The following is a 26,019-nucleotide window of genomic DNA, read 5'->3' on the forward strand; positions in this document are numbered from 1 at the left end:
TTGGAACAGCGCCCAAGGCGCCGCAGGCTCTACTCTGCGGCAGACGGGAGTGAGAATGGCACGCCGCCAACGGCGGCGCCAGTCTCCCCAAGACCTTTGTCGGGGCAAAAGAGCGGTGTTTGCGACAGAACGACCGGCATTTACGCCAGCAGCGGCGGCAGCTGTTTGTTCAGGGCCAGTTTTTCCATGACCGCCCCGCCGGTCAGGGCGTAACCGAGCAACTGACCTCCGGCACTGTGGCACAGCGCTTTGATGTCGGCACCCTGCCCTTCGACGCTCCAAACGCCTTCGCTGCCCCGTGGCGGCGGCGAAACCACCAGCGGGCACACCGGGGTTTTCACGGTGATCGGCATCGGACCGTAGCTGACGGCCGTCGGGTTTCCCGCCAGCGTTTGCGCCAGCGCCCGTGCACAACTCATCAGCGGCATCACGTAGAGCAGATTGAGCCCGTCGACTTCGGCGCAGTCGCCCAAGGCGTAGATGTTGGCGTGGGAGGTCTTCAGGTAACGATCGACCATCACGCCGCGATTGATCTGCACGCCGGCAGCCGCTGCCAGATCGATGCGCGGGCGCAGGCCGATCGCCGACACCACCACGTCGCACGGGATGATCTGGCCGTCGGACAGGTGCGCTTCGAGGCCATCGGCGACTTTCTCCAGCCGGGTCAGCACCGGGCCGAGGTGAAACTTCGCCCCGATACTTTCCAGCCCGGCCTGCACGGCCGCTGCAGCGGCGGGATGCAAGAGCATCGGCATGACCTGTTCGCACGGCGCGACCAGTTGCACTTCGTAGCCGCCGAGGATCAGGTCATTGGCAAACTCACAGCCGATCAACCCGGCGCCGAGCAACAACACCCGACGCTTGCCCGCCGCTGCGGCACGGAAGCGCGCGTAGTCTTCGAGATCGTTGATCGGGAACACCAGTTCCGCGCCGTCGCCTTCGATCGGCACGCGCACGGTTTCCGCGCCCCAGGCCAGAATCAGGTCGCGATAGGGCACGGCTTCTTCACCGATCCACAAGCGTTTGTGGCCGGCGTCGATACCGCTGATGCGCGTGTGGGTGCGCACCTCGGCTTTCAACTGCTCGGCCATGGCGCCGGGTTCGGCCATGCTCAGGCCGTCGGCGTCCTTGTTCTTGCCGAAACCGGTGGAGAGCATCGGCTTGGAGTAAGAGCGGCCGTCATCGGCGGTGATCAGCAGCAGCGGGGTTTCGCTGTCGAGCTTGCGAAACTCGCGGGCCAGGTTGTAGCCCGCAAGCCCGGTGCCGATGATGACGACTGGTGCGCTCATGCCTTACTCCTCTGATTTGCTTAGTTGATTTCGATCATTTCGAAGTCCATTTTGCCGACGCCGCAGTCGGGGCACAGCCAGTCTGCCGGTACGTCTTCCCAGCGGGTGCCCGCCGCGATGCCGTCATCCGGCCAACCATCGGCTTCGTTATAGATCAGGCCACAGACGATACATTGCCACTTCTTCATTCAGGTACTTCCTCAGGGTTCAGGCGTAGTGCCGGCGCGGACGGTCGATGGGTGCTGCGTTGCCATCCGGCTCAGGGCGTTTTGTACTGAGGGTGCCGCGCAGATGCAAGCCTGTTCGGCGCAACGGCGGCCGGCGCCGCTCAATCCTGTCGCCCGCCATGGTAAGCTCGCCGCCTCATTTGCGGCCAATAATGACTCATTGTGCAACATTCAAATGCCTGCCCCGCCCCGCTCTGGCTGACCCAAGACCGCCTGACGCCCCGCCCCGATCCGTTGACCCTCGACTGGTTGTTCGACGAAGGCTCGCTGACCCGCCGTTTGACCCGTTTGTCCGAGGACGGCTTCAGCGTGTCGCCGCTGTTCGAAGGCTGGGGCACCTTGCGCGCTGATGAATGCGCGGCACTGGATCTGGCCGAGGGCAGCGAAGGCTGGGTGCGCGAGGTGTATTTGCGCGGCCACGGCGAGGCCTGGGTGTTTGCCCGCAGCGTTGCCTCGCGGGCGGCCCTGCAAGGTGATGGTTTGCACATGGATGAACTGGGCAGCCGCTCGCTGGGCGAATTGCTGTTTTGCGATCAGGCGTTCCAGCGCCGCGCCATTGAAGTCTGCCACTACCCTGAACAATGGTTGCCGCCAGCGGTGCAAGCCCCTGAGCTGTGGGGCCGGCGTTCGCGTTTCGACCGTGGCGCGCTGAGCGTGCTGGTCGCGGAAATCTTCCTGCCGAGCCTGTGGGACGCCGCCCGCGCCCATCCGGAGAACTGCTGATGTATCAGAGCCTGCTCAAGTCCCTCAACCGTCTGAACCCACGCGCCTGGGATTTCGTTCAGTTGACGCGCATGGACAAGCCGATTGGCATTTACCTGCTGCTGTGGCCAACGCTGTGGGCATTGTGGATTGCCGGCAAGGGTTCGCCGTCGCTGGCCAACATCGTCATCTTCGTCCTCGGCGTGGTGCTGACCCGTGCCGGCGGTTGCGTGATCAACGACTGGGCCGACCGCAAGGTCGACGGCCATGTCAAACGCACCGCGCAACGGCCGCTCGCCGCTGGCCGGATCAGCTCGAAGGAAGCGCTGGTGTTCTTTGCCGTACTGATGGGCATCAGTTTTCTGCTGGTGCTGTGCACCAATGCGCCGACGATCTGGCTGTCGCTGGGCGGCTTGGCGCTGGCATTCACGTATCCGTTCATGAAGCGCTACACCTACTACCCGCAAGTGGTGCTGGGGGCGGCGTTTTCCTGGGGCATGCCAATGGCCTTTACCGCTGAGACCGGCGAGTTGCCAGCAGCGGCGTGGTTGCTGTGGATCGCCAATCTGCTGTGGACGGTGGGTTATGACACTTATTACGCAATGACCGATCGCGATGACGACCTGAAGATCGGCGTGAAATCCACGGCGATTCTGTTTGGCGAGGCGGATCGGGTGATCATCCTCAGCTTGCAGGCATTGTCGCTGGCCTGCCTGATTCTGGCCGGGTCGAAGTTCGAGCTGGGGATCTGGTTCCACCTCGGTTTGCTGGTGGCTGCGGGATGTTATGCGTGGGAGTTCTGGTACACGCGCAGCAAAGACCGTATGCGTTGCTTCCAGGCCTTCTTGCACAACCATTGGGCAGGGTTGGCGATATTTGTCGGGATCGTGCTGGATTACGCACTGCGCTGATGCATGACACCTGTGGGAGCGAGCCTGCTCGCGAAGGCGTCATTTCAGTCACCTCTGCGACAACTGACACAACGCTTCGCGAGCAGGCTCGCTCCCACAGTTTTGTGCGTCTCGGTTATTTGGCCTTGGCGACTTTCCATGCGCCGTCCATTTTGCCGTCGCCGGTCATGTCGCCGGCCTTCTTGTCCATCACGAAGGTGTACAGCGGCATGCCCTGGTAGGCCCACTGCTTGCTGCCATCATCACGAGTGATTACCGTCCAGTCCCCCATCGACTTGTCATTCGCTGTCGCCATTAGCGGCGGCCAGTTTGCCGCGCACTTGTCATTGCACGCGGACTTGCCAGCGGAGTCCTTGGCAAAGGTGTACAGGGTCATGCCCTTTTGATCGGTGTACATGCCGTCCTTTTCCATCGCCGGATCGGCCGCCATGGCCAGCCCCGGCGATGTCAGGGCGGCGGCCAGCAGCAGGGCTTTGAACGAAGCAGTCATCTGAGTCATGGAAACCTTCTTTTGTGGTTGTCAGGATTCGGACTTAGAGCTTAGTCGAGGATGGGTGCAAATGTTGCGGGCCTGAAATACTGTCACACGACTGCAATAATTCCGTTATCTAATGCGGCGCAAGACAGTTAAATGACAAGAGGATTAAGGCATGGTTGGCAGGAGCATTCTGATCGTCGACGACGAAGCGCCCATTCGCGAAATGATCGCCGTGGCGTTGGAAATGGCCGGCTATGACTGCCTCGAGGCAGAGAACTCGCAGCAGGCGCATGCCATCATCGTCGACCGCAAACCGGACCTGATCCTGCTCGACTGGATGCTGCCCGGTACCTCGGGCATCGAACTGGCCCGGCGCCTCAAGCGTGACGAGCTGACCGGGGACATCCCGATCATCATGCTCACCGCCAAGGGCGAAGAGGACAACAAGATTCAGGGCCTGGAAGTCGGCGCCGACGACTACATCACCAAACCGTTTTCGCCGCGTGAACTGGTCGCCCGCCTCAAGGCAGTGCTGCGCCGCGCCGGACCGACCGATGGCGAAGCGCCGATCGAAGTCGGCGGCCTGCTGCTCGACCCGATCAGCCATCGCGTGACCATCGACGGCAAACCCGCCGAAATGGGCCCGACCGAGTACCGCTTGCTGCAATTCTTCATGACCCATCAGGAACGCGCCTACACCCGTGGCCAGTTGCTCGATCAGGTCTGGGGCGGCAACGTGTATGTCGAAGAGCGCACCGTCGACGTGCACATCCGCCGCCTGCGCAAGGCCCTCGGCGACGCTTACGAAAATCTGGTACAAACCGTACGCGGCACCGGTTATCGGTTCTCTACAAAAGCGTAAAAGCAGCTGCAAGTTTCCAGCTACAAGCGGCAAGTGAAAGCCGATCCGTTTTAGCTTGGAGCTTGCGGCTTGAAACTTGAAGCTGCGGCTAAGGACGCCTCTGTGAATCAAAACTGGCATGGCACCCTGATTCGCCACATGCTGTTGCTGGTCACCGCCTGCCTGGTGATCGGCCTGATCACCGGCTATTACGGCTGGAGCCTCGCGGCGGGTCTGGGACTTTATCTGGCCTGGACGCTCAAGCAATTGCTGCGTCTGCACGAATGGCTGCGCCAGCATCAACCCGACGAAGCGCCGCCCGATGGCTATGGTCTGTGGGGCGAGGTGTTCGATAGCATCTATCACCTGCAACGCCGCGACCAACGGGTGCGCGGACGTCTGCAAGCGGTGATCGACCGGGTGCAGGAGTCCACCGCCGCGCTGAAAGACGCGGTCATCATGCTCGACAGCGACGGCAATCTCGAATGGTGGAACCGCGCCGCCGAAACCCTGCTCGGTCTGAAGACTCCGCAGGACAGCGGCCAACCGGTGACCAACCTGGTGCGCCATCCGCGCTTCAAGGAATACTTCGAGCAGGACAGCTTCGCCGAGCCATTGGAAATCCCTTCGCCGACCAACGATCGCGTGCGCATTCAGCTGTACCTGACCCGCTACGGCAACAATGAACACCTGATGCTGGTCCGCGACGTGACGCGCATTCATCAGCTGGAACAGATGCGCAAGGACTTCATCGCCAACGTCTCCCACGAACTGCGTACACCGCTGACGGTGATCTGCGGCTATCTGGAAACCCTGCTGGACAATGTCGAGGAAGTGAACCCGCGCTGGAGCCGAGCCCTGCAACAGATGCAGCAACAGGGCGGGCGCATGCAGACACTGCTCAACGACCTGTTGCTGCTGGCCAAGCTGGAAGCCACCGACTATCCGTCGGACAACCAGCCAGTGCAGATCGACACATTGCTGCAATCGATTACCAGCGATGCGCAGCAGTTGTCCGGGGCGAAGAACCAGCGCATCAGCCTCGAGGCCAATGCCGGAGTGCTGCTCAAGGGCAGCGAGGCCGAGCTGCGCAGTGCGTTTTCCAATCTGGTGTTCAACGCGGTCAAGTACACCCCGGCCGAGGGCAACATCCGCATTCGCTGGTGGGGCGACGATCAGGGCGCGCACCTGAGCGTGCAGGATTCCGGCATCGGCATCGACAGCAAACACTTGCCGCGCCTGACTGAACGTTTCTACCGCGTCGACTCCAGCCGTAACTCCAACACTGGCGGCACCGGCCTCGGCCTGGCCATCGTCAAGCACGTGCTGCTGCGCCACCGCGCGCGCATGGAGATCAGCAGCGTGCCCGGCCACGGCAGCACGTTCACCTGCCATTTCGCCCCGGCCCAGGTGGCCAGCGCACGGGCGATCAGCGCCACCGAGTGATGCCGCCCGGCACACGCCACTAGGCAATCGCACGGTCAGCCGCTACATTGGCTGACTTGTGCCTGCTTTTCAGGCGCTGTTTCTCCCTACTTTCGAATCACACGGAACCCGCAAAACTCCATCATGGACCCTTCCCCTGGCTTGTCCCTCGCTACCATTTTTGCCGACTTCGGCATGATTCTTTTTGCTCTGATCCTGGTTTTGCTCAACGGCTTTTTCGTTGCAGCGGAATTCGCCATGGTCAAATTGCGCTCGACCCGGGTCGAGGCTATCGCTGAACAACACGGCTGGCGCGGGCACATCCTGCGCACCGTGCACAGTCAGCTCGATGCCTACCTGTCGGCGTGCCAGCTCGGCATCACCCTCGCCTCCCTCGGTCTGGGCTGGGTCGGTGAGCCGGCGTTCGCGCATATTCTCGAGCCGCTGCTGAGCGCAGTCGGCGTCGACTCGCCCGAGATCATCAAAGGCGTGTCGTTCTTCACCGCGTTCTTCATCATTTCGTACCTGCACATCGTGGTCGGCGAGCTGGCGCCCAAGTCGTGGGCGATCCGCAAACCCGAGCTGTTGTCGCTGTGGACGGCGGTGCCGCTGTACCTGTTCTACTGGGCGATGTACCCGGCGATCTACCTGCTCAACGCCAGCGCCAACGCGATTCTGCGTATCGCCGGGCAAGGTGAACCCGGCCCGCACCATGAACACCATTACAGCCGCGAAGAACTGAAATTGATTCTGCACTCCAGCCGTGGCCAGGATCCCAGCGATCAGGGCATGCGCGTATTGGCCTCGGCAGTGGAAATGGGCGAGCTGGAAGTGGTGGACTGGGCCAACTCCCGCGAAGACCTGATCACCCTGGAATTCAACGCGCCGCTGAAGGAAATCCTGGCGATGTTCCGTCGCCACAAGTTCAGCCGTTATCCGGTGTACGACAGCGAGCGCCAGGAGTTCGTCGGCCTGCTGCACATCAAGGATCTGCTGCTGGAACTGGCGGCGCTGGACCACATTCCCGAGTCGTTCAACCTGGCCGAGCTGACCCGCCCGCTGGAGCGCGTATCGCGGCACATGCCGCTGTCGCAGCTGCTGGAGCAGTTCCGCAAGGGTGGCTCGCACTTCGCCGTGGTCGAGGAGGCTGACGGCAACATCATCGGCTACCTGACCATGGAAGACGTGCTGGAAGTGCTGGTCGGCGATATCCAGGACGAACACCGCAAGGCAGAGCGCGGCATCCTCGCCTATCAGCCGGGCAAGTTGCTGGTGCGTGGCGATACGCCGTTGTTCAAGGTCGAGCGCCTGCTCGGCATCGATCTCGATCACATCGAAGCGGAAACCCTTGCCGGGCTGGTTTACGAAACCCTGAAACGGGTGCCGGAAGAGGAAGAAGTGCTGGAAGTCGAAGGCCTGCGGATCATCATCAAGAAGATGAAAGGGCCGAAGATTGTTTTGGCCAAGGTGTTGATGCTGGATTGATGGGAGTTTGGGGGGCTCTTGTGGCGCGGGGATTTATCCCCGTTGGACGGCGCAGCCGTCCCAAAACCATTGAATGCAGTCAGTTAGTACAGAGTTGCAATATTTGGGGCCGCTTCGCGGCCCAACGGGGATAAATCCCCTCGCCACAAAAACCCTCAACACCCTATCGCGCCTACTGTTTGCCCAACGCAAAGTTGGGCAACGCCCCCAGCGGCTGGTTGAACTGATAGGGAATCGACACCAGTCCTTCGCCGGTATTGCGCTGCACCACGAAATGCAGGTGCGGGCCGCTGCTGTTGCCGGTGTTGCCCGACAGCGCCAGCGGGCTGCCGACCTTGACCCGCTGGCCTTCGCGCACGCTCACCGAACCCTGTTTCAAATGCAGGTACACGCCCATGGTGCCGTCGTCGTGCAGCACCCGGACGAAATTGCCGGAGGCATCGGTGCCGCGCCCGCTCTGGGAGTTCTCGGTCTTGACTACCACTCCCGCTCGCGCGGCGATGATCGGCGTGCCCACCGGCATGGCGATGTCCATGGCGTAGCGGTTTTTCGGCCCGTAGTGGCTGTACTGGCCGTTGGCGCCCTGGCTCAGGCGAAACGGCCCGCCACGCCAGGGCAGCGGATAGCGATAGCTCTGTGCGGTGCCTGCGGGGTCGCCCAGTGAATACTGGAACTGCGGCGAATACACCAGCGGCTGGTCACGACTGATCGCGGTCAGCAGCGCCAGCCGCGTGTTGCTGCGCGGTGGCAGCACACGACGGATCGCCCGCGCGGGCGCGCCACGCACATTGCTCGTGCCGATGAAGGCCAGGGCAACCTCGACCGGCGCGTACAGATCGTTGCGCGCAAACACTACGTCGACGCCCTTCTGCTTCTTGATGTCCAAGTACACCTGGCGGTCGAGGCGCTCGACCATGCGGTCCTGAAACACGAACACCTTCGCGCCTTTGCTCGGGCGGTCACTGTACGAGACCACGCCGTTGGCGTCGGTGGATTTGTAAATGGTCATGGCCATCGCCAGCTGGGAGGCCAGGCAGAGACCGCAGAAAAACAGCAGGCGCGCGAGCATGGGCAAAAGTCTGTCGAAGGAAGGCCTGGGAATCAGCCTAGCAGCTGAGACAGACCAGGCTAGTCGACAGATGTTTCAAAATGGCCAGCGCGGGAGATGGGTGGTGCTTTTGATGGCCCCTTCGCGAGCAAGCTCGCTCCCACAGGTTCGGTGTGATCTCTGTGGGAGCGAGCCTGCTCGCGAAGGCGGCCTATCGGGCGACGAAGCTTACGCGCCGGGCACGAAGTGCTTCTGCGCCGTGCCCCGGGCGATCAGGCGCGAGATGTAGTCGAGCTTCTGCGCATCCTGGTCGACAAAGCGGAAGGTCAGTTGCAGCCAGTCGCTGTCGGCTTTCTGCTCGTGGGCGACGATCGCGTGCAGGTAACCATTGAGGCGCGCGATCTCGGCGTTATCGCCCTGCTCCAGATCAAGCACGGCGCTGTCGAGGATCTGCGGCAGGGTTTCAGTGCGCTTCACTACCAGCAGGGCTTCCTTGATGCTCAAGGCCTTGATCACGCATTGCTGAGTACCGCTCGGCAGGCGCAATTGGCCCTGACCACGACCGCCCACCGGCGCCTTGGATGCACCGGGCGCCTGAACTGGCGGGCTATTGAGCAAACCGCGCGACGGTGCAGCGGCTGGAGCGGGGGCAGCAGCGGCAGGCCTGGCCGCAGCGCCGCCGACCACGGCCGGCTTGCCGCCGGTCAGTGCGCTCAGGGAATCGTTGCCGAACGCCGAATTCATCTTGGTCGGCGCGCTGTTCATCAAGGTGTCGAGCTTGCCGACCTTGTTCAGTGCCTGCTTGACCTTGGTCAGCAGTTGCTCGTTGGTGAACGGCTTGCTGACGTAGCCGGAAACGCCGGCCTGAATCGCCTGCACGACGTTTTCCTTGTCGCCACGGCTGGTGACCATGACGAACGGCATGGTCTTGAGGTTGTCCTGCTCGCGGCACCAAGTCAGCAGTTCGAGGCCGGACATTTCCGGCATCTCCCAGTCACACAGCACCAGGTCAAAAGCCTCTTTGGCCAGCATGGCCTGGGCCTTTTTGCCGTTGATGGCGTCCTCGGTGCGGATTCCCGGGAAGTAATTACGCAGGCACTTTTTCACCAGGTCACGAATGAACGAAGCATCGTCCACGACCAACACACTGATCTTGCTCATCCAACACCCCTATTAAAATCCCGGCAAGCATAACGCTGGCTGATGGCACATTGCCAAAACTCTTCAGTCACGCCGGGACTTTTCGTTCGCGGGTGCTGCTTTTTAATTCGATCTGCCTTGTGTAAAGCGCAAACAAAAACGCCCGGCCAGAGGGCCGGGCGCTTTTCTCAGGCAATCTTACTTATCGTCAGCTTCGCCCGGAACATTAGCGGTTTCAGTGCTTGTGCCTTCAACTTCTTCCTTCATGCGCTTGAGTCCCATGTGGCGCACGTCGGTGCCGCGCACCAGGTAGATCACCAGTTCGGAGATGTTGCGCGCATGATCGCCGATGCGCTCCAGCGAACGCAGGACCCAGATGATGCTCAACACCCGCGAGATCGAGCGCGGATCTTCCATCATGTAGGTGGCCAGCTCACGCAAGGCGGTTTTGTATTCGCGGTCGATGATCTTGTCGTACTGCGCCACCGACAACGCCAGATCGGCATCGAAACGGGCGAAGGCGTCCAGCGCATCGCGGACCATGTTGCGCACCTGGTCGCCAATATGACGAACCTCGACGTAACCGCGCGGCGCTTCGCCTTCTTCGCACAACTGGATGGCACGACGGGCGATCTTGGTCGCTTCGTCGCCGATACGCTCGAGGTCGATCACCGATTTGGAAATGCTGATGATCAAACGCAGGTCGGAGGCTGCCGGCTGACGACGGGCGAGAATGCGCAGGCATTCTTCGTCGATGTTGCGTTCCATCTGGTTGATCTGGTCATCGATCTCACGGACCTGCTGAGCCAGGCCGGAGTCGGCCTCGATCAGCGCCGTGACCGCGTCGTTGACCTGCTTCTCGACCAGCCCGCCCATGGCAAGGAGGTGGCTGCGCACTTCCTCCAGTTCAGCGTTGAACTGCGCGGAAATGTGATGGGTAAGGCCTTCTTTGGAAATCATTGTTCGCTCCGCGAAAGTTGCAAGCTTCAAGCTGCAAGCTTCAAGCAGTTATGTGTAAGTCCTGATATCGCACCAATTCTTTCTTGCCGCTTGAAGCTTGCGGCTTGCAGCTGCCCCAATCAGCCATAACGACCGGTGATGTAGTCTTCGGTCTGCTTCTTCGCCGGATTGGTGAACAGGGTATCGGTGTCGCCGAATTCCACCAGTTTGCCCATGTACATGAACGCCGTGTAGTCGGACACCCGCGCTGCCTGCTGCATGTTGTGGGTCACGATGACGATGGTGAACTTGGACTTCAGCTCGTAGATCAGCTCTTCGACTTTCAACGTCGAGATCGGGTCGAGAGCCGAGCAGGGTTCGTCGAGCAGCAGCACTTCCGGCTCGACCGCAATAGTACGGGCGATGACCAGACGCTGTTGCTGACCACCGGACAGGCCGAGGGCCGAGTCGTGCAGGCGGTCTTTGACCTCGTCCCACAATGCCGCGCCTTTCAACGCCCATTCAACGGCTTCGTCGAGGATGCGCTTCTTGTTGATGCCCTGGATGCGCAGACCGTAGACGACGTTCTCGTAGATGGTCTTCGGAAACGGGTTGGGCTTCTGGAACACCATGCCGACGCGACGACGCAGTTCGGCAACGTCTTCGCCCTTGCGATAGATGTTGTTGCCGTACAGGTTGATCGCGCCCTCGACACGGCAGCCGTCGACCAGATCGTTCATCCGGTTGAAGGTACGCAGCAGCGTCGACTTACCGCAGCCCGACGGGCCGATGAACGCGGTCACGCGCTGTTTCGGGATGTTCATGCTGACGTCGAACAGGGCCTGTTTCCCGCCGTAGTACAGGCTCAGGCCCGGTACTTCGATGGCAACGGTTTCCTGCGCCAGGTCCAGGCTCTGCTTGTCGCGGCCCAGGGCAGACATGTTGATGCCGTGGCTGTGTGTTTCGTGCTGCATGGGAGGCTCCCTGTGCTAACAAATTCGGTTCGGAACACTGCTTGTTGCAGCTTCCATCAATATTCCAGTGGACGCGGTTCAATGTGGGAGCGAGCTTGCTCGCGAAGGGGCCCTTACGGCCGCCAAAAGCTTCGCGAGCAAGCTCGCTCCCACAGGGTTCGTGTCGTCCTTAGCTGTCCAGTGCTTTGTATTTTTCGCGCAGGTGGTTGCGGATATACACCGCCGACAGGTTCAGCGTCGCGATCACCAGCACCAGCAGCAGCGCGGTGGCGTACACCAGCGGGCGGGCTGCTTCGACGTTGGGGCTCTGGAAGCCGACGTCATAAATGTGGAAGCCCAGGTGCATGATCTTCTGATCCAGGTGCAGGTACGGATAGTTGCCGTCCACCGGCAGCGACGGCGCCAGTTTCACCACACCCACCAGCATCAGCGGCGCCACTTCACCAGCGGCACGGGCCACGGCGAGGATCATCCCGGTCATCATGGCCGGGCTGGCCATCGGGATAACGATTTTCCACAGCGTTTCCGCTTTGGTCGCGCCGAGGGCCAACGAACCTTCACGCACAGTGCGGGGAATCCGCGCCAGACCTTCTTCGGTCGCCACGATCACCACCGGCACTGCCAGCAGCGCGAGGGTCAGCGAAGCCCAGAGCAGGCCCGGCGTGCCGAACGTCGGCGCCGGCAGAGCTTCAGGGAAGAACAAGCGGTCGACCGAGCCACCCAGCACGTAAACGAAGAAGCCCAGACCGAACACGCCGTAAACGATCGCCGGTACGCCAGCGAGGTTGTTCACCGCAATGCGAATGACACGGGTCAGGGTGTTCTGCTTGGCGTATTCGCGCAGGTACACCGCTGCCAGCACGCCGAACGGTGTAACGATCATCGCCATGATCAGGGTCATCATCACGGTGCCGAAGATCGCCGGGAAGATCCCGCCTTCGGTGTTCGCTTCACGCGGGTCGTCGGAGAGGAATTCCCAGATCTTGCTGAAGTAGAAACCAACCTTGGTCAAGGTGCTCATGCCGTTTGGCTGGTAGGCATGCACGACTTTGCCCAGACCGATTTCGATTTCCTTGCCGTTGGCGTCACGGGCGGTCAAGGCGTCGCGGTTGAACTGAGCATGCAAATCAGACAGACGTGCTTCGATGTCCTTGTAGCGCGCGTCCAGCTCGGCGCGCTCGGATTCCATGTCCGCCTGCGCGGTGGCGTCGAGTTTGCCTTCCAGTTCCAGTTTGCGCCCATGCAATCGGATGCGTTCAAGACCGGCGTTGATCGCGCCGATGTCGGTTTTTTCCAGCGTCTTCAGTTGAGCAGCAAGATCGTTCACCCGATCGATGCGCGCTTGCAGCTCAGGCCATGCGGCCTCGCCTTCGGCGATGACCTTGCCATCCTGTTTGACGTTGACCAGATAGCCGTAGAAGTTGCCCCACTCGCGACGCTCGATCGCCATCAATTCTGGCGGTGTGGTCTGCTTGGTCAGCCACTCGCCGACGATCCACGTGAAGTCATTGCCGTTCAGGTCACGGTTGCCGACCTTGATCAGCTCGCGGGTCATGAATTCCGGACCTTCGTCAGGCACCGGCAGGCCGGCGCTCTTCAGACGCGCGCGCGGCACTTCTTCTTTCTGCACCACTTCGCCGATCACCAGGTGATTGGCCTGGCCCGGTACGTCGTAATGGGCGTGGATCAGGTCCGCCGGCCAGAAGTGACCGAGACCGCGCACGGCAATCACCGCCAACAGGCCAATGGTCATGATGACCGCGATGGACACCGCGCCACCGCTGATCCAGACGCCCGGGGCGCCGCTCTTGAACCATCCTTTCAGGGAGTTCTGTTTCACAGACTTCTACCTTTGCTTAAAGCGACGAGTATTTCTTGCGCAGACGCTGACGAATCAGTTCTGCCAGGGTGTTCATGACGAAGGTGAACAGCAGCAGCACCAGCGCCGAGAGGAACAGCACGCGGTAGTGGCTGCCACCGACCTCCGACTCGGGCATTTCCACCGCGACGTTGGCGGCCAGGGTGCGCAGGCCTTCGAACAGGTTCATCTCCATCACCGGGGTGTTGCCGGTGGCCATCAGCACGATCATGGTTTCGCCGACCGCACGGCCCATGCCGATCATCAGCGCCGAAAAAATCCCCGGGCTGGCGGTCAGGATCACCACGCGGGTCATGGTCTGCCATGGCGTCGCACCGAGGGCCAGCGAACCCAGGGTCAGGCCGCGCGGCACGCTGAACACGGCGTCTTCGGCGATCGAGTAGATGTTCGGGATCACCGCGAACCCCATGGCCAGACCGACCACCAGAGCGTTGCGCTGGTCGTAGGTGATGCCCAGGTCGTGGGAGATCCACATGCGCATGTCGCCACCGAAGAACCAGTTCTCCATGAACGGACTCATGTACAGCGACAGCCAGCCCACAAACAGGATCACCGGAATCAGCAGCGCACTTTCCCAACCGTCCGGGACTTTCAGGCGGATCGATTCGGGCAGGCGGCTGAAGGTGAAACCGGCGACCAGAATGCCGATCGGCAGCAACATCAGCAGGCTGAAGATGCCCGGCAGATGGCCTTCTACGTACGGCGCGAGGAACAGGCCGGCGAAGAAACCGAGGATCACCGTCGGCATCGCTTCCATCAGTTCGATCACCGGTTTGACCTTGCGGCGCATGCCCGGGGCCATGAAGTACGCGGTGTAGATCGCCGCAGCGACGGCCAGTGGCGCGGCCAGCAGCATGGCGTAGAACGCGGCTTTCAGGGTGCCGAAGGTCAGCGGCGACAGGCTCAGTTTCGGTTCGAAATCGGTGTTTGCCGCCGTCGATTGCCAGACGTATTTAGGCTCGTCGTAGTTCTCGTACCAGACCTTGCTCCATAGTGCGCTCCACGATACTTCCGGGTGCGGATTGTCGAGCAGCAACGGCTGCAGCTTGCCGCCGGCTTCGACGATCACTCGGTTGGCGCGCGGCGACAGACCAAACAGGCCCTGGCCTTCAACCACCTGATCGACCAGCAACGTGCGGTGTGCAGTGCTGTGGAACACGCCGAGCTTGCCGCTGGCATCAAGGGCGAGGAAGCCTTTGCGGCGCTCTTCGGCAGCGATTTCAACGATCGGCGTGGTGCCCATCTGGAAGGTGCGGATCTGCTTCAGACGCTGCTCGCCATCGGTATCGCGGGCCATGAACCACTGGGCCAGACCGCCCTTGGAATCGCCGACGATCAGCGAGATACCGCCGACCAGCTGCGCGGTGGCGGTGACTTGGGCGTCAGCGTTTTCCAGCAGTTTGTAGCGCCCGTTGAGGCTCTTGTCGCGCAGGCTGAACACGTCGGCCTGGGCACGCCCGTTGACCACGTACAGCCATTGCTGGCGCGGGTCGACGAAGATGTTTTTCACCGGCTCGGTCATCTGCGGCAGATCGATGCGCGTCTGCTCGTTGGTGACTTCGCCGGTCATCATGTTTTCTTCGCTGGTCAGCGAAAGCACGTTGAGTTGCGAGCCAGTGGAGCCGACCAGCATCAGCGTCGAGTCGGTGGCATTGAGGCTGACATGCTCCAGCGCGCCGCCGCTTTCGTTCAGCGCGATCGGTGCCTCGCCATAGGGATATTCGATGGCCGGGCTGATGGTTTTCTTGCCATCGGGGTAGGTGACTTTATAGGTATGACGGAACACCAGCGCCTGACCGTTGGACAGCCCCACGGCCACCAGCGGATGACCCGGCTGGTCTTCGCCAATAGACGTCACGGTGGCGCCCGCAGGCAGCGGCAGATCGACACGCCTCAATTCAGCGCCACTGTCGAGATCGAAGAACAGCGCCTGGCCCTTGTCGGACACACGCATGGCTACCTGATTCTGCTCTTCGAGCGAGATCATCAGCGGCTTGCCCGCGTCCTGCATCCAGGCCGGGGTGATCGAGTCTTTCGCGGTCAGGTCGGCACCTTGAAACAACGGCGCTACAACGTAAGCGAGGAAGAAGAAGATCAGGGTGATGGCCGCCAGCACCGCCAGGCCGCCGACGAGGACGTACCAACGGGTGAAGCGATCCTTGAGCGCGCGAATGCGGCGCTTGCGTTGCAGCTCAGGCGTATTGAAATCAATGCGCTTGGGAGGGGAAGACGTAGTCATTGGGGAATTGGCCAGATCATTCATGCGCACACCCTAGCGATCCTGTATGACAGAAAGATGACAGTGCAGTGACGCAGCAAATCCGCCAGCCGGAAGTCCGGCAGCGGAGTCGAAAATTTGGTGGTTGCAGGAGCGCGTCTGCTCGCCAAGGCGTCGGGTCAGTCACATCGATGCTGCATGTGACCACCCCTTCGCGAGCAGGCTAGCTCCCACAGGAGTCCGGCTTCAGGCCGGCCTCAGGGTGTTACTTCTTGGCGACAGCGCCGCCTTCCTGCAGACCGAGGTCAGCCAGTGCCTTGGCGGCAACCTTGGCTGGCAGCGGGATGTAGCCGTCTTTCACTACCACTTCCTGGCCCTGCTTCGACAGCACCAGCTTCACGAACTCGGCTTCCAGCGGGGCCAGAGGCTTGTTCGGGGCTTTGTTGACGTAAACGTAGAGGAAGCGCGACAGCGGATACTTGCCGTTCAGGGCGTTTTCTTCGGTGTCTTCGATGAACTCGCCGCCTTCTTTCTTGGCCAGGGCGACGGTTTTCACGCTGGCGGTCTTGTAGCCGATGCCCGAGTAGCCGACGCCGTTAAGCGAGCTGCTGATCGACTGCACCACCGACGCCGAACCTGGTTGTTCGTTGACGTTAGGCTTGTAGTCGCCTTTGCACAGGGCTTCTTCCTTGAAGTAGCCGTAGGTGCCGGACACCGAGTTACGGCCGAACAGCTGGACTGGCTTGTTGGCCAGGTCACCGGTCACGCCCAGGTCACCCCAGGTCTTGACGTCAGCTTTGGCACCGCACAGACGCGTCGAGGAGAAGATCGCATCGACTTGAGCCATGGTCAGGTGCTTGATCGGGTTGTCCTTGTGCACGAACACCGCCAAGGCATCGACGGCAACCGGGATTGCGGTCGGCTTGTAGCCGTACTTCTGTTCGAAAGCCTGTAGCTCGTTGTCCTTCATCTTGCGGCTCATCGGGCCCAGGTTGGCGGTGCCTTCGGTGAGTGCAGGTGGCGCGGTGGAAGAACCGGCAGCCTGAATCTGGATGTTGACGTTCGGGTATTCTTTTTTGTAGTTCTCAGCCCACAGGGTCATGAGGTTGGCCAGGGTATCGGAACCGACGCTGGACAGGTTGCCCGACACACCAGTGGTCTTGGTGTAGCTCGGGATAGCAGGGTCAACAGCGGCGAACGCGTTGGCAGTCGCAACGCCAGCAGCGACAAAAGTCATTGCCGCCATCAAACGCTTCAGTTTCATGCCTTACTCCTAGCAGATAGGGTGTGTTAAGTCGGGGCCAAGTATCAGCAGGCCATGTGAACACTCTATGGCTGAAATATGACAATTGGATGAAAGGCCAGCATCGGGTTTTGCTGGATGAACAGAGCGTTCCCACGCTCTGCGTGGGAACGCCGCCATGGACGCTCTGCGTCCGCATTTGAGACGTGACGCGGAGCGTCACAGGATGCGTTCCCACGCGGAGCGTGGGAACGATCAGGCGCGAGAGAAAATCAACGCCCCTTCTTCCAGAGCCACGCCCCGACCAGAATCCCCATCCCGCACAGCACTGCCACATAGTACGCAGGCCCCATCGCGCTTTCTTTCAGCAGCAGGCTCACCACCATCGGCGTCAAGCCACCGAAGATCGCGTACGCGACGTTGTACGAGAACGACAAGCCACTGAAGCGAACCACCGGCGGGAACGCCTTCACCATCACGTACGGCACCGCGCCGATGGTGCCGACCAGCAAACCGGTCAATGCGTACAGCGGGAACAGCCAGTCCGGGTGGTCGGCGAGGCTGTGGTAGAAGGTCCAGGAGCTGATCAGCAGGCCCAGGCAGCCAAAGACGAAGACGCGACCGGCGCCGAAGCGATCGGCCAGCGCGCCGGCGCCAATGCAGCCGAGGCTGAGGAAGACGATGGCCAGGCTGTTGGCTTGCAGCGCCGTGGTCGGCGAGAAGTGGTAGACCGTTTGCAGCACGGTCGGGGTCATCAGGATCACTACGACGACGCCGGCCGACAGCAGCCAGGTCAGCAGCATCGAAATGGCGATGGCGCCGCGATGATCCCGCAGCACCGCGCGCAACGGCACTTCTTCGGCCAGCGCTTTACGCAGTTGCAGTTCGGCGAACACCGGAGTTTCGTGCAGCCAGCGGCGCAGGTACACAGAGAACAGGCCGAACACGCCGCCGAGCAGGAACGGGATCCGCCAGGCGTAATCCGACACTTCGGCTGGCGTGTAAATGCTGTTGATCGCCGTGGCGACCAGCGAGCCGAGGAGAATGCCGGCAGTCAGGCCACTGGTGAGCGTGCCGCAGGCATAACCGATGTGCTTTTGCGGTACGTGTTCGGAAACGAAGACCCACGCCCCCGGCACTTCGCCGCCAATCGCCGCGCCCTGGATCACCCGCATCAGCAGCAACAGGATCGGCGCCCAGATGCCGATCTGCGCGTAGGTCGGCAGCAGGCCCATGATCAGCGTCGGCACGGCCATCATGAAAATGCTCAGGGTGAACATCTTCTTGCGCCCCAGCAGGTCACCGAAGTGCGCCATGACGATGCCGCCCAAAGGGCGCGCCAGATAGCCGGCAGCAAAGATGCCGAACGTCTGCATCAAGCGCAGCCACTCGGGCATGTCGGCCGGGAAGAACAGCTTGCCGACGACGGTGGCGAAGAAGACGAAGATGATGAAATCGTAGAACTCCAGCGCCCCGCCGAGGGCGGACAGCGACAGAGTCTTGTAGTCATTGCGGGTCAACGGTCGTGCGGGTTGCTCGGGCTGCGCGAGGCTCGAAGGCGCTGTGGTCATGGCAAGGGCTTCTCTTATAGTCGAATCTGTCGCCACAACAACGCTGGCGGTGGCTCGGACAGGTTCGGCACCATAGCAAATTGTTCGAAAAAGCACATAGAGGCGCGTAATTGACGGTCGAAATCAGAACCGGGTGGTCGTCGCGGGGTCTATCGACCGATATACTCGCCACCTGCGCAGGATTTGTAAGAGGTTGCTGTGCGAAAACGTTGTTGGCCCGTCCTTTGCTCGGGATTTAGCCTTTTTCGCAGAGTTTCCCTTTAGGCGCCTGATGGAAAACGTGACGAACGCAGTGTGTTCGGTGTTGAATCGTTTTTCTTGAAGACGGCTACCACCCGCAATACCCACGAAGAGTCACGGGTCAGAGGCCCCTCGGCATGATAGAGCTCGAACAAGAAGATCCGATCCCACAGGGCGACCTGGCCCTGCAAATCACCGCACTCCCGCGCGAAACCAACGGCTTTGGCGATATTTTCGGCGGCTGGCTGGTCGCGCAGATGGATCTGGCCGGCACCGCCATGGCCAGCCGGGTGGCCGGTGGCCGCGTTGCCACTGTCGCCATCGATCGCATGGCGTTTCTCGTCCCGGTCGCGGTCGGCGCGCAGTTGTCCTTTTATACCCAGACCCTGGAAATCGGCCGCAGCTCGATCCAGATGATGGTCGAAGTGTGGAGCGATGACCCACTGTCCAGCGAATGGCGCAAGGTCACCGAAGCGGTTTTCGTTTTCGTCGCCATCGACGGCAGCGGTCGCACCCGTTCGGTGCCGCCACGCGCGCGTTAAACCTCGCGGCCGTTTTGCGGTCGATAGTCGTCCCCAGTGTCTGATCGAGAGTTGCCCATGAACACGCCCAACGTTGAAGCCGTGAAACAGGATGAACTGAACTGCTGGCGCATCCGCCACGGCAAGGCCGAAGTGCTGGTGGCCCAGCAAGGCGCGCACATCCTCAGTTATCAGATCGACGGCCAGCCGCCGATCATCTGGCTCAACGACAAGGCCGAGTTCAAGACCGGCAAAAGCATCCGCGCCGGCGTGCCGGTGTGCTGGCCGTGGTTCGGCAAATTCGAACGCAATCCGAGCAGCGTGCAGGCCATGTACACCGGCGAGCAGCCGGCCCCCGCGCACGGTCTGGTGCGGGCGATGGACTGGGAGTTGGGCAACATCGAATCAGAGGCTGACGGCATCAAGGTCGAATTCAAGCTGCCCTACCCGGAAGGTGGCCTGCCGGGCTGGCCCCACGAGGTCGATCTGACCCTGACCCTGCATCTGGCGGATCAACTGCATTACAGCCTGACCAGCCATAACCGGGGTACTGACAGCGTCACGCTGAGTCAGGCGCTGCACACCTATTTCGCCGTGAGTGACGTGCGTAATGTGCATGTCGACGGCGTGGCCGGGCTGAATTACATCGAGACCCTGGACGACTGGAACACGGCCAGCCAGAGCGGCGATCTGCATTTCGCCGGCGAGACCGACCGTATCTACCTCGACGTTCCGCCACAATTGAGCATCGTTGATCCGACCTGGGAACGACGCATCGTGCTGACCTCCACCGGCTCGCGCACTGCGGTGATCTGGAACCCATGGATCGACCGTGCCGCCGCCCTGCCGGACATGGACGACGACGGCTGGCAGCGCATGCTGTGCATCGAAACGGCGAATGTGATGGATGATCTGGTGACCCTGGCGCCGGGGGCGAGCCATACCATGGGTGTCAGCGTGGCCAGCAAACCGCTCTAAGCAACACCCGATAAAACTGTGGGAGCGAGCTTGCTCGCGAAAGCGTCGTATCAGTCAACATCAATGTGACTGAGAGACAGCATTCGCGAGCAAGCTCGCTCCCACAGTTGTTTTGTGTCGGTCCTACAGATCAGATTCCTGCACCACCCGCACCTTCTCCGCCTCCAGCGCATACGCCGCATCAGCGAGGTCATTGCTGACCTTCTCGATTTTCAGCGTGCCGGTCACCCACAGCGGTGTGTAGATATCGTCCAGCTTCAAACCCTTCGGATATCGCACCAGCACCAATTGATTGGACGGCGGTGGCGGTACGTGGATGCAGGCGCCCGGATACGGCACGAGGAAGAACAACGTGCTGCGGCCCTTGGCATCCGACTCAAGCGGCACCGGGTAACCACCGATGCGGATGTGTTTGTCATTCATCGACGCCACGGTTTTCGTCGAATACATCACCGCCGGCAGACCTTTGGCCTGCTTCATCCCGCCCTTCTCGGTGAAGGTGCCGGTGGCTTCGGGGGAGTTGTGGTCGATTTCCGGCATGGCCTCGAGGGCCTTTTGATCCGACTTGGGCATCAGTTCCAGCCAGTCGGTTTCCGGCAGTTCGCCGGCGTGGGCGAGATAGCTGCCCAGCAAGAGGAGAATCAACAGAAGACGGCGCATGAAGGTGCTCGGCAGACAAAGGAATGGACGGTGAGTCGCCGCGCATTCTAGCCCTCCCGGCCGCGCGGGCCGAGAGGGCTTGGTCGCTTTCGATCAGTTCTTTTTGATCAGACCGTAGATCACCAGCAACACGACAGCGCCGACCAGTGCGCCGAGGAAACCCGCGCCCTCGCCCGCCTGATAGATGCCCAGAGCCTGGCCGCCGTAGGTGGCTGCCAGCGAACCGCCGATACCGAGCAGGATGGTCATGATCCAGCCCATGCTGTCATCGCCCGGTTTCAGGAACCGAGCCAGCAGGCCGACGATCAAGCCGATAAAGATGGTTCCGATAATTCCCATGGCATTTCCCTCTGATTTGGTAGATATGCCAAAGCCTAGACAGACTTTGGCATCCTGCCATGAGAGAACGGCGGCCCCTGAATGGTTCCGCCGCGGCCACATGAAACTGGTTTACTCGGCGATCAGCGCTTGGACCTTGATGATCTGCGCTTGCAGCGTGGCCATGTCGGCGCAGCGCAGGTTGGCATGGCCGACCTTGCGTCCGGCCTTGAAAGCTTTGCCGTAGTGATGCAGATGGCAGTCTTCGATGGCGATGACTTTTTCCACCGGCGGCACTACACCGATGAAGTTGAGCATCGCGCTCTCGCCGACCTTGGCGGTCGAACCCAGCGGCAGGCCGGCCACGGCACGCAGGTGGTTTTCGAACTGGCTGCACTCGGCACCTTCGGTGGTCCAGTGCCCGGAGTTGTGCACGCGCGGGGCGATTTCGTTGGCTTTCAGGCCACCGTCGACTTCGAAGAACTCGAAAGCCATCACGCCGACGTAGTCGAGGTGCTTGAGCACACGGCTGGAATAATCTTCGGCTAGCGCCTGCAACGGGTGATCGGTGCTGGCCACCGACAGCTTGAGGATGCCGCTGTCGTGGGTGTTGTGCACCAGCGGATAGAACTTCGTTTCACCATCGCGGGCACGCACGGCGATCAGCGACACTTCGCCGGTGAATGGCACGAAGCCCTCCAGCAGGCAGGCAACGCTGCCCAGTTCGGCGAACGTACCGGCAACATCTTCCGGCTTGCGCAGGACTTTCTGGCCCTTGCCGTCATAACCCAGGGTGCGGGTTTTCAGCACGGCCGGCAGACCGATGGAAGCGACGGCGGCGTCCAGGTCGGCTTGCGACTGGATGTCGGCGAAGGCCGGGGTCGGAATGCCGAGGTCTTTGAACATGCTCTTTTCGAACCAGCGGTCACGAGCAATGCGCAGGGCTTCGGCGCTCGGGTAGACCGGCACGAATTGCGAAAGAAACGCCACGGTTTCGGCCGGGACGCTTTCGAATTCGAAGGTCACCAGATCGACTTCATCGGCCAGTTGGCGCAGATGATCCTGATCGCCGTAATCGGCCCGCAGGTGTTCGCCCAACGCAGCGGCGCAAGCGTCCGGCGCAGGGTCGAGAAAAGCGAAGTTCATGCCCAGCGGAGTGCCCGCCAGAGCCAACATGCGACCCAACTGGCCGCCACCGATTACACCGATCTTCATCTCAACAACCTCAGGCAATACGTGGGTCTGGATTGTCCAGGACGCTGTCTGTCTGCTCGGCACGGAAGGTTTTCAGTACCGCATGAAATTGCGGGTGCTTGGCGCCGAGGATGCTCGCCGAGAGCAGGGCGGCGTTGATTGCGCCGGCCTTGCCGATGGCCAGGGTGGCGACCGGAATGCCCGCCGGCATCTGCACGATCGACAGCAGCGAATCGACGCCCGAGAGCATGGCCGACTGCACCGGCACGCCCAGCACCGGCAGGTGGGTCTTGGCCGCACACATGCCTGGCAAGTGGGCGGCGCCACCGGCACCGGCGATGATCACCTCGATGCCGCGGCTTTCAGCCTCTTCGGCGTACTGGAACAGCAGATCCGGGGTGCGGTGGGCGGAAACCACCTTGACCTCGTACGGGATGCCGAGCTTTTCCAGCATATCGGCGGTGTGGCTAAGGGTGGACCAATCGGACTTGGAGCCCATGATCACGCCAACCAGTGCACTCATCGTCGCGCCTCTTCTCTCTGGAGCGCCCGCAGGCGCGTCATAAAACAACAAGCCACGCAGGTTGCGTGGCTTGATTGTACGAAAAATGGCCGGACGTGCCGGCCGAAGGCCGCGCAGTATACCGCAAAGAAAGCAATAAACAGCCCCCGAAACGACCATCTGTCAAATGAGCGAAACGCCCGGTTTTATTGACCTTGAGGTCAGCGAAAGAACAGCGCAAAAATCCCCCTGTGGGAGCGAGCCTGCTCGCGAAAGCGTTGTGTCAGACGATACCTCAGGGCCTGACACTGCGCATTCGCGAGCAGGCTCGCTCCCACATTCGATCTTCATCAGCTTCAAGCGCTTTGTGCGGCGCCGCCTTCAAGCTTGCGCCACAGCAACCGCACGTTGGCCTTGCGCACCAGGGCGCAGCGGTACAGGCGGATCTCCAGCGGCACATGCCACTGCGGGCCGCCGCACACCACCAGTTCACCGCGAGCCAGTTCGGCGCGCACACTCAATTGCGGCACCCAGGCGATGCCGAGGCCTTCCAGCGCCATGCTTTTCAGGCTGTCGGCCATCGCGGTTTCGTAGATCGTGGTGAAGCGCAACTGGCGCTGGCGCAACAATCCATTCACCGAACGCCCAAGAAACGCACCGGCGCTGTACGCCAGCAACGGCACGCTCGCCTCGCCTTCCAGATCGAACAGCGGTTTGCCATCCAGATCTGCCGCGCACACCGGCAGCATTTCGGTCTGGCCCAAATGCAGCGACGGGAAGATTTCCGGGTCCATCTGCATCGCCGAATCCGGGTCGTAGAACGCCAGCATCAGATCGCAGCCACCTTCACGCAAAGCGTGCACGGCGTCGCCAACGTTGGTCGCCACCAGCCGCGTGGCGATGTTCAGCCCTTCGTTGCGCAACTGGGCGATCCAGCGCGGGAAAAAGCCCAGCGCCAGCGAGTGTGCCGCCGCCACCTGCATCACCTCGCCCTGCCCGCCTTCCAGATGATGCAGATGGCGCAGCACTTCGCCGAGCTGTTCGACCACTGTGCGCGCGGTCACCAGAAACAACTGCCCCGCCGCCGTCAGTTCGACCGGCGTGCGCGAGCGATTTACCAAGGTCAGCCCCAGCGCCGCTTCGAGGCTGCGGATCCGCCGGCTGAACGCCGGCTGGGTCACGAAGCGCCGTTCGGCCGCCTGCGAGAAGCTGCGGGTGGCGGCCAGGGCACTGAAGTCCTCGAGCCATTTGCTTTCCAGATTCATCACGTCCTCCCGGACACGCACCAAAACAGGTCACACGTCTGCCGCACAGGCGGCGTCACACGGGCATTATGCCGAATGTGCATAGGGCAGTGCTGAACAGCATTGGCCCAAAAATCCCCACAAGCCTAGCATTCGCAGCGTTCCGGCACAGACCGGGTCCTTATCGAGATGATTTCTATCATGTCCTCCGCTGCATCTTTCCGCACAGAAACCGACCTGCTTGGCGCCCTCGAAGTACCGGCCCATGCGTATTACGGCATCCAGACCCTGCGAGCGGTGAACAATTTCCGCCTCTCGGGCGTTCCGATTTCGCATTACCCGAAACTGGTTGTGGGCCTGGCGATGGTCAAACAGGCCGCCGCTGACGCCAACCGCGAGCTGGGTCACCTGAGCGAAGCCAAGCACGCTGCCATCAGCGAAGCCTGTGCCCGATTGATCCGCGGCGATTACCACGAAGAGTTCGTGGTCGACATGATTCAAGGTGGCGCCGGCACCTCCACCAACATGAACGCCAACGAAGTGATCGCCAACATTGCTCTGGAAGCGATGGGCCACGAGAAAGGCGAGTACCAGTACCTGCACCCGAACGACGACGTGAACATGGCGCAGTCGACCAACGACGCCTACCCGACGGCGATCCGCCTGGGTCTTCTGCTGGGTCACGACGCGCTGCTGGCCAGCCTCGACAGCCTGATTCAGGCGTTCGCGGCCAAGGGTAAAGAGTTCGACCACGTCCTGAAAATGGGCCGTACCCAGCTGCAAGACGCCGTGCCGATGACCCTCGGCCAGGAATTCCGCGCGTTCGCCACCACCATGGGCGAAGACCTCGCGCGTCTGAAGACGCTGGCCCCGGAGCTGCTGACCGAAGTCAACCTGGGCGGCACCGCGATCGGCACCGGCATCAACGCCGACCCGCGCTATCAGGCACTGGCTGTTCAACGTCTGGCTTTGATCAGCGGCCAACCGCTGGTACCGGCCGCCGACCTGATCGAAGCGACCTCCGACATGGGCGCCTTCGTGCTGTTCTCAGGCATGCTCAAGCGCACTGCGGTCAAGCTGTCGAAGATCTGCAACGACCTGCGCCTGCTGTCCAGCGGCCCACGCACCGGCATCAATGAAATCAACCTGCCGGCGCGTCAGCCAGGCAGCTCGATCATGCCCGGCAAGGTCAACCCGGTGATCCCGGAAGCCGTGAACCAGGTCGCGTTCCAGGTCATCGGTAACGACTTGGCGCTGACCATGGCAGCCGAAGGCGGCCAGCTGCAACTGAACGTGATGGAGCCGCTGATCGCTTTCAAGATCCTCGATTCGATCCGCCTGCTGCAACGCGCCATGGACATGCTGCGCGAGCACTGCATCGTCGGCATCACCGCCAACGAAGCGCGCTGCCGCGAACTGGTCGAGCATTCGATCGGTCTGGTCACCGCACTGAACCCGTACATCGGCTACAAAAACGCCACCCGCATCGCCCGTATCGCCCTTGAAAGCGGCCGCGGCGTGCTGGAACTGGTGCGCGAAGAAGGTCTGCTCGACGAAGCCATGCTCGCCGACATCCTGCGCCCGGAAAACATGATTGCCCCGCGTCTGGTTCCGCTCAAAGCCTGAGCCGACGCGAACTTGTAGCACCGCTCACCAGGTCGAGGGACTAGACACCTCTCACCTTTTGAGGGCTTGGGGATTTTGTCCCCGAGCCCTTTTTTTTAACTGTTTGATCCTGAAACCCGAACGTAGAGGACTGAACAATATGCAGGTGAGCCCTTGTGGCAAGGGGATTTATCCCCGTTGGGCTGCGAAGCGGCCCCGATACCAACAATAAGGATGTACCAGAAACACCGCGTGCAATGGTTTACGACTGCTTCGCAGCCGAACGGGGATAAATCCCCTCGCCACAAACGCCAAGTGTTTCAAAGCTTCGTTTCGTCGCTTGCACCACTACCGTGCAGACGGGCGCGCCACTGATCGGTATAGTGC

At 61.4% G+C, this 26,019-nt stretch carries 24 protein-coding genes; 8 read left to right on the forward strand and 16 right to left on the reverse strand.

Going from position 1 to position 26,019, the window contains the following annotated elements:
* Positions 1 to 140 precede the first annotated feature (140 nt).
* Both ACYSTU_RS06470 and ACYSTU_RS06475 read right to left on the reverse strand, forming a co-directional pair.
* On the reverse strand, positions 141 to 1,289 hold the full coding sequence (locus tag ACYSTU_RS06470) for an NAD(P)/FAD-dependent oxidoreductase (RefSeq protein WP_498996904.1): 1,149 nt from the start codon (positions 1,287 to 1,289) through the stop codon (positions 141 to 143).
* A gap of 20 nt (positions 1,290 to 1,309) precedes the next feature.
* The gene (locus tag ACYSTU_RS06475) at positions 1,310 to 1,477 is read right to left on the reverse strand and encodes a rubredoxin (RefSeq protein WP_016772491.1); all 168 of its coding nucleotides are present in this window, start codon (positions 1,475 to 1,477) and stop codon (positions 1,310 to 1,312) included.
* Positions 1,478 to 1,678: 201 nt separating this feature from the next.
* Between ACYSTU_RS06475 and ACYSTU_RS06480 the strand changes: the two genes are divergently transcribed.
* Both ACYSTU_RS06480 and ubiA read left to right on the forward strand, forming a co-directional pair.
* On the forward strand, positions 1,679 to 2,239 hold the full coding sequence (locus ACYSTU_RS06480; RefSeq protein ID WP_217879049.1) for a chorismate--pyruvate lyase family protein: 561 nt from the start codon (positions 1,679 to 1,681) through the stop codon (positions 2,237 to 2,239).
* Complete coding sequence (gene ubiA / locus ACYSTU_RS06485) at positions 2,239 to 3,129, forward strand: 4-hydroxybenzoate octaprenyltransferase (protein WP_076564596.1); 891 nt, start codon at positions 2,239 to 2,241, stop codon at positions 3,127 to 3,129. The genes ACYSTU_RS06480 and ubiA overlap by 1 nt, the downstream gene beginning before the upstream one ends.
* Positions 3,130 to 3,244: 115 nt before the next feature.
* On the opposite strand, the gene ACYSTU_RS06490 is transcribed toward ubiA, so the two are convergent.
* The gene (locus ACYSTU_RS06490) at positions 3,245 to 3,628 is read right to left on the reverse strand and encodes a COG4315 family predicted lipoprotein (protein ID WP_125916889.1); all 384 of its coding nucleotides are present in this window, start codon (positions 3,626 to 3,628) and stop codon (positions 3,245 to 3,247) included.
* A 151-nt stretch (positions 3,629 to 3,779) separates the two neighbouring features.
* Here ACYSTU_RS06490 and phoB point away from each other — a divergent pair, with 151 nt between their 5' ends.
* From phoB to ACYSTU_RS06505, 3 genes are all read left to right on the forward strand, one after another.
* Positions 3,780 to 4,469, forward strand: coding sequence for a phosphate regulon transcriptional regulator PhoB (phoB, locus tag ACYSTU_RS06495; RefSeq protein WP_007896474.1), 690 nt, complete (start codon positions 3,780 to 3,782; stop codon positions 4,467 to 4,469).
* 138 nt (positions 4,470 to 4,607) lie between these two features.
* Positions 4,608 to 5,894 carry a phosphate regulon sensor histidine kinase PhoR gene (gene phoR, locus ACYSTU_RS06500; RefSeq protein WP_221264854.1) on the forward strand — a complete coding sequence of 429 codons (1,287 nt, stop codon included), beginning with the start codon at positions 4,608 to 4,610 and terminating at the stop codon, positions 5,892 to 5,894.
* A gap of 123 nt (positions 5,895 to 6,017) precedes the next feature.
* Positions 6,018 to 7,358 (forward strand): hemolysin family protein, encoded by a 1,341-nt coding sequence (locus tag ACYSTU_RS06505; protein ID WP_016772486.1) that lies wholly within the window; start codon positions 6,018 to 6,020, stop codon positions 7,356 to 7,358.
* A 172-nt stretch (positions 7,359 to 7,530) separates the two neighbouring features.
* Here ACYSTU_RS06505 and ACYSTU_RS06510 read toward each other — a convergent pair whose 3' ends face one another.
* The 8 genes from ACYSTU_RS06510 to ACYSTU_RS06545 form a co-directional block, all read right to left on the reverse strand.
* A complete protein-coding gene (locus ACYSTU_RS06510; RefSeq protein WP_123441867.1) occupies positions 7,531 to 8,427 on the reverse strand; it encodes a peptidoglycan DD-metalloendopeptidase family protein in 897 nt (298 codons plus the stop codon).
* Positions 8,428 to 8,634: 207 nt separating this feature from the next.
* A complete protein-coding gene (locus ACYSTU_RS06515; protein WP_041476598.1) occupies positions 8,635 to 9,567 on the reverse strand; it encodes a response regulator in 933 nt (310 codons plus the stop codon).
* 177 nt (positions 9,568 to 9,744) lie between these two features.
* Entirely contained in the window at positions 9,745 to 10,506 is a 762-nt protein-coding gene (gene phoU, locus ACYSTU_RS06520) for a phosphate signaling complex protein PhoU (protein WP_039757305.1), read from the reverse strand.
* A 119-nt stretch (positions 10,507 to 10,625) separates the two neighbouring features.
* Entirely contained in the window at positions 10,626 to 11,459 is an 834-nt protein-coding gene (gene pstB / locus ACYSTU_RS06525; RefSeq protein WP_498996914.1) for a phosphate ABC transporter ATP-binding protein PstB, read from the reverse strand.
* A 169-nt stretch (positions 11,460 to 11,628) separates the two neighbouring features.
* A complete protein-coding gene (pstA, locus tag ACYSTU_RS06530; protein ID WP_016772481.1) occupies positions 11,629 to 13,299 on the reverse strand; it encodes a phosphate ABC transporter permease PstA in 1,671 nt (556 codons plus the stop codon).
* Positions 13,300 to 13,315: 16 nt separating this feature from the next.
* On the reverse strand, positions 13,316 to 15,349 hold the full coding sequence (locus ACYSTU_RS06535) for an ABC transporter permease subunit (protein ID WP_498997224.1): 2,034 nt from the start codon (positions 15,347 to 15,349) through the stop codon (positions 13,316 to 13,318).
* A gap of 472 nt (positions 15,350 to 15,821) precedes the next feature.
* A complete protein-coding gene (locus tag ACYSTU_RS06540; RefSeq protein WP_016772480.1) occupies positions 15,822 to 16,820 on the reverse strand; it encodes a phosphate ABC transporter substrate-binding protein PstS in 999 nt (332 codons plus the stop codon).
* Positions 16,821 to 17,071: 251 nt separating this feature from the next.
* On the reverse strand, positions 17,072 to 18,370 hold the full coding sequence (locus ACYSTU_RS06545) for an MFS transporter (RefSeq protein WP_016772479.1): 1,299 nt from the start codon (positions 18,368 to 18,370) through the stop codon (positions 17,072 to 17,074).
* Positions 18,371 to 18,747: 377 nt separating this feature from the next.
* Between ACYSTU_RS06545 and ACYSTU_RS06550 the strand changes: the two genes are divergently transcribed.
* Positions 18,748 to 19,152, forward strand: a complete 405-nt coding sequence (locus ACYSTU_RS06550; RefSeq protein ID WP_003229628.1) for an acyl-CoA thioesterase — start codon at positions 18,748 to 18,750, stop codon at positions 19,150 to 19,152.
* A 57-nt stretch (positions 19,153 to 19,209) separates the two neighbouring features.
* Positions 19,210 to 20,109, forward strand: coding sequence for a D-hexose-6-phosphate mutarotase (locus ACYSTU_RS06555; RefSeq protein ID WP_498996918.1), 900 nt, complete (start codon positions 19,210 to 19,212; stop codon positions 20,107 to 20,109).
* A 123-nt stretch (positions 20,110 to 20,232) separates the two neighbouring features.
* Here ACYSTU_RS06555 and ACYSTU_RS06560 read toward each other — a convergent pair whose 3' ends face one another.
* The 5 genes from ACYSTU_RS06560 to ACYSTU_RS06580 all read right to left on the reverse strand — a co-directional run bounded on the left by ACYSTU_RS06560 (position 20,233) and on the right by ACYSTU_RS06580 (position 24,048).
* The gene (locus ACYSTU_RS06560; protein WP_498996921.1) at positions 20,233 to 20,769 is read right to left on the reverse strand and encodes a DUF3299 domain-containing protein; all 537 of its coding nucleotides are present in this window, start codon (positions 20,767 to 20,769) and stop codon (positions 20,233 to 20,235) included.
* 93 nt (positions 20,770 to 20,862) lie between these two features.
* Positions 20,863 to 21,108, reverse strand: coding sequence for a GlsB/YeaQ/YmgE family stress response membrane protein (locus tag ACYSTU_RS06565; protein ID WP_016772475.1), 246 nt, complete (start codon positions 21,106 to 21,108; stop codon positions 20,863 to 20,865).
* A 111-nt stretch (positions 21,109 to 21,219) separates the two neighbouring features.
* Positions 21,220 to 22,302, reverse strand: a complete 1,083-nt coding sequence (locus tag ACYSTU_RS06570) for a 5-(carboxyamino)imidazole ribonucleotide synthase (RefSeq protein ID WP_073470876.1) — start codon at positions 22,300 to 22,302, stop codon at positions 21,220 to 21,222.
* A gap of 10 nt (positions 22,303 to 22,312) precedes the next feature.
* Complete coding sequence (purE, locus tag ACYSTU_RS06575) at positions 22,313 to 22,804, reverse strand: 5-(carboxyamino)imidazole ribonucleotide mutase (RefSeq protein WP_007920220.1); 492 nt, start codon at positions 22,802 to 22,804, stop codon at positions 22,313 to 22,315.
* A gap of 335 nt (positions 22,805 to 23,139) precedes the next feature.
* The gene (locus tag ACYSTU_RS06580; RefSeq protein WP_024014837.1) at positions 23,140 to 24,048 is read right to left on the reverse strand and encodes a LysR substrate-binding domain-containing protein; all 909 of its coding nucleotides are present in this window, start codon (positions 24,046 to 24,048) and stop codon (positions 23,140 to 23,142) included.
* 180 nt (positions 24,049 to 24,228) lie between these two features.
* On the opposite strand from ACYSTU_RS06580, the gene aspA reads away from it, so the two are divergent.
* A complete protein-coding gene (aspA, locus tag ACYSTU_RS06585; protein WP_016772472.1) occupies positions 24,229 to 25,653 on the forward strand; it encodes an aspartate ammonia-lyase in 1,425 nt (474 codons plus the stop codon).
* Positions 25,654 to 26,019 lie beyond the last annotated feature (366 nt).

It is taken from the genome of Pseudomonas glycinis (genome assembly GCF_054871425.1).

Coding starts and splice junctions, on each gene's coding strand:
- ACYSTU_RS06470 (WP_498996904.1), bottom strand. CDS start 1,289: ATGAGCGCACCAGTCGTCATCATCGGCACCGGGCTTGCGGGCTACAAC.
- ACYSTU_RS06475 (WP_016772491.1), bottom strand. CDS start 1,477: ATGAAGAAGTGGCAATGTATCGTCTGTGGCCTGATCTATAACGAAGCC.
- ubiA (WP_076564596.1), top strand. CDS start 2,239: ATGTATCAGAGCCTGCTCAAGTCCCTCAACCGTCTGAACCCACGCGCC.
- ACYSTU_RS06490 (WP_125916889.1), bottom strand. CDS start 3,628: ATGACTCAGATGACTGCTTCGTTCAAAGCCCTGCTGCTGGCCGCCGCC.
- phoB (WP_007896474.1), top strand. CDS start 3,780: ATGGTTGGCAGGAGCATTCTGATCGTCGACGACGAAGCGCCCATTCGC.
- phoR (WP_221264854.1), top strand. CDS start 4,608: ATGCTGTTGCTGGTCACCGCCTGCCTGGTGATCGGCCTGATCACCGGC.
- ACYSTU_RS06505 (WP_016772486.1), top strand. CDS start 6,018: ATGGACCCTTCCCCTGGCTTGTCCCTCGCTACCATTTTTGCCGACTTC.
- ACYSTU_RS06510 (WP_123441867.1), bottom strand. CDS start 8,427: ATGCTCGCGCGCCTGCTGTTTTTCTGCGGTCTCTGCCTGGCCTCCCAG.
- ACYSTU_RS06515 (WP_041476598.1), bottom strand. CDS start 9,567: ATGAGCAAGATCAGTGTGTTGGTCGTGGACGATGCTTCGTTCATTCGT.
- phoU (WP_039757305.1), bottom strand. CDS start 10,506: ATGATTTCCAAAGAAGGCCTTACCCATCACATTTCCGCGCAGTTCAAC.
- pstB (WP_498996914.1), bottom strand. CDS start 11,459: ATGCAGCACGAAACACACAGCCACGGCATCAACATGTCTGCCCTGGGC.
- ACYSTU_RS06535 (WP_498997224.1), bottom strand. CDS start 15,349: ATGCAGGACGCGGGCAAGCCGCTGATGATCTCGCTCGAAGAGCAGAAT.
- ACYSTU_RS06540 (WP_016772480.1), bottom strand. CDS start 16,820: ATGAAACTGAAGCGTTTGATGGCGGCAATGACTTTTGTCGCTGCTGGC.
- ACYSTU_RS06545 (WP_016772479.1), bottom strand. CDS start 18,370: ATGACCACAGCGCCTTCGAGCCTCGCGCAGCCCGAGCAACCCGCACGA.
- ACYSTU_RS06550 (WP_003229628.1), top strand. CDS start 18,748: ATGATAGAGCTCGAACAAGAAGATCCGATCCCACAGGGCGACCTGGCC.
- ACYSTU_RS06555 (WP_498996918.1), top strand. CDS start 19,210: ATGAACACGCCCAACGTTGAAGCCGTGAAACAGGATGAACTGAACTGC.
- ACYSTU_RS06560 (WP_498996921.1), bottom strand. CDS start 20,769: ATGCGCCGTCTTCTGTTGATTCTCCTCTTGCTGGGCAGCTATCTCGCC.
- ACYSTU_RS06565 (WP_016772475.1), bottom strand. CDS start 21,108: ATGGGAATTATCGGAACCATCTTTATCGGCTTGATCGTCGGCCTGCTG.
- ACYSTU_RS06570 (WP_073470876.1), bottom strand. CDS start 22,302: ATGAAGATCGGTGTAATCGGTGGCGGCCAGTTGGGTCGCATGTTGGCT.
- purE (WP_007920220.1), bottom strand. CDS start 22,804: ATGAGTGCACTGGTTGGCGTGATCATGGGCTCCAAGTCCGATTGGTCC.
- ACYSTU_RS06580 (WP_024014837.1), bottom strand. CDS start 24,048: ATGAATCTGGAAAGCAAATGGCTCGAGGACTTCAGTGCCCTGGCCGCC.
- aspA (WP_016772472.1), top strand. CDS start 24,229: ATGTCCTCCGCTGCATCTTTCCGCACAGAAACCGACCTGCTTGGCGCC.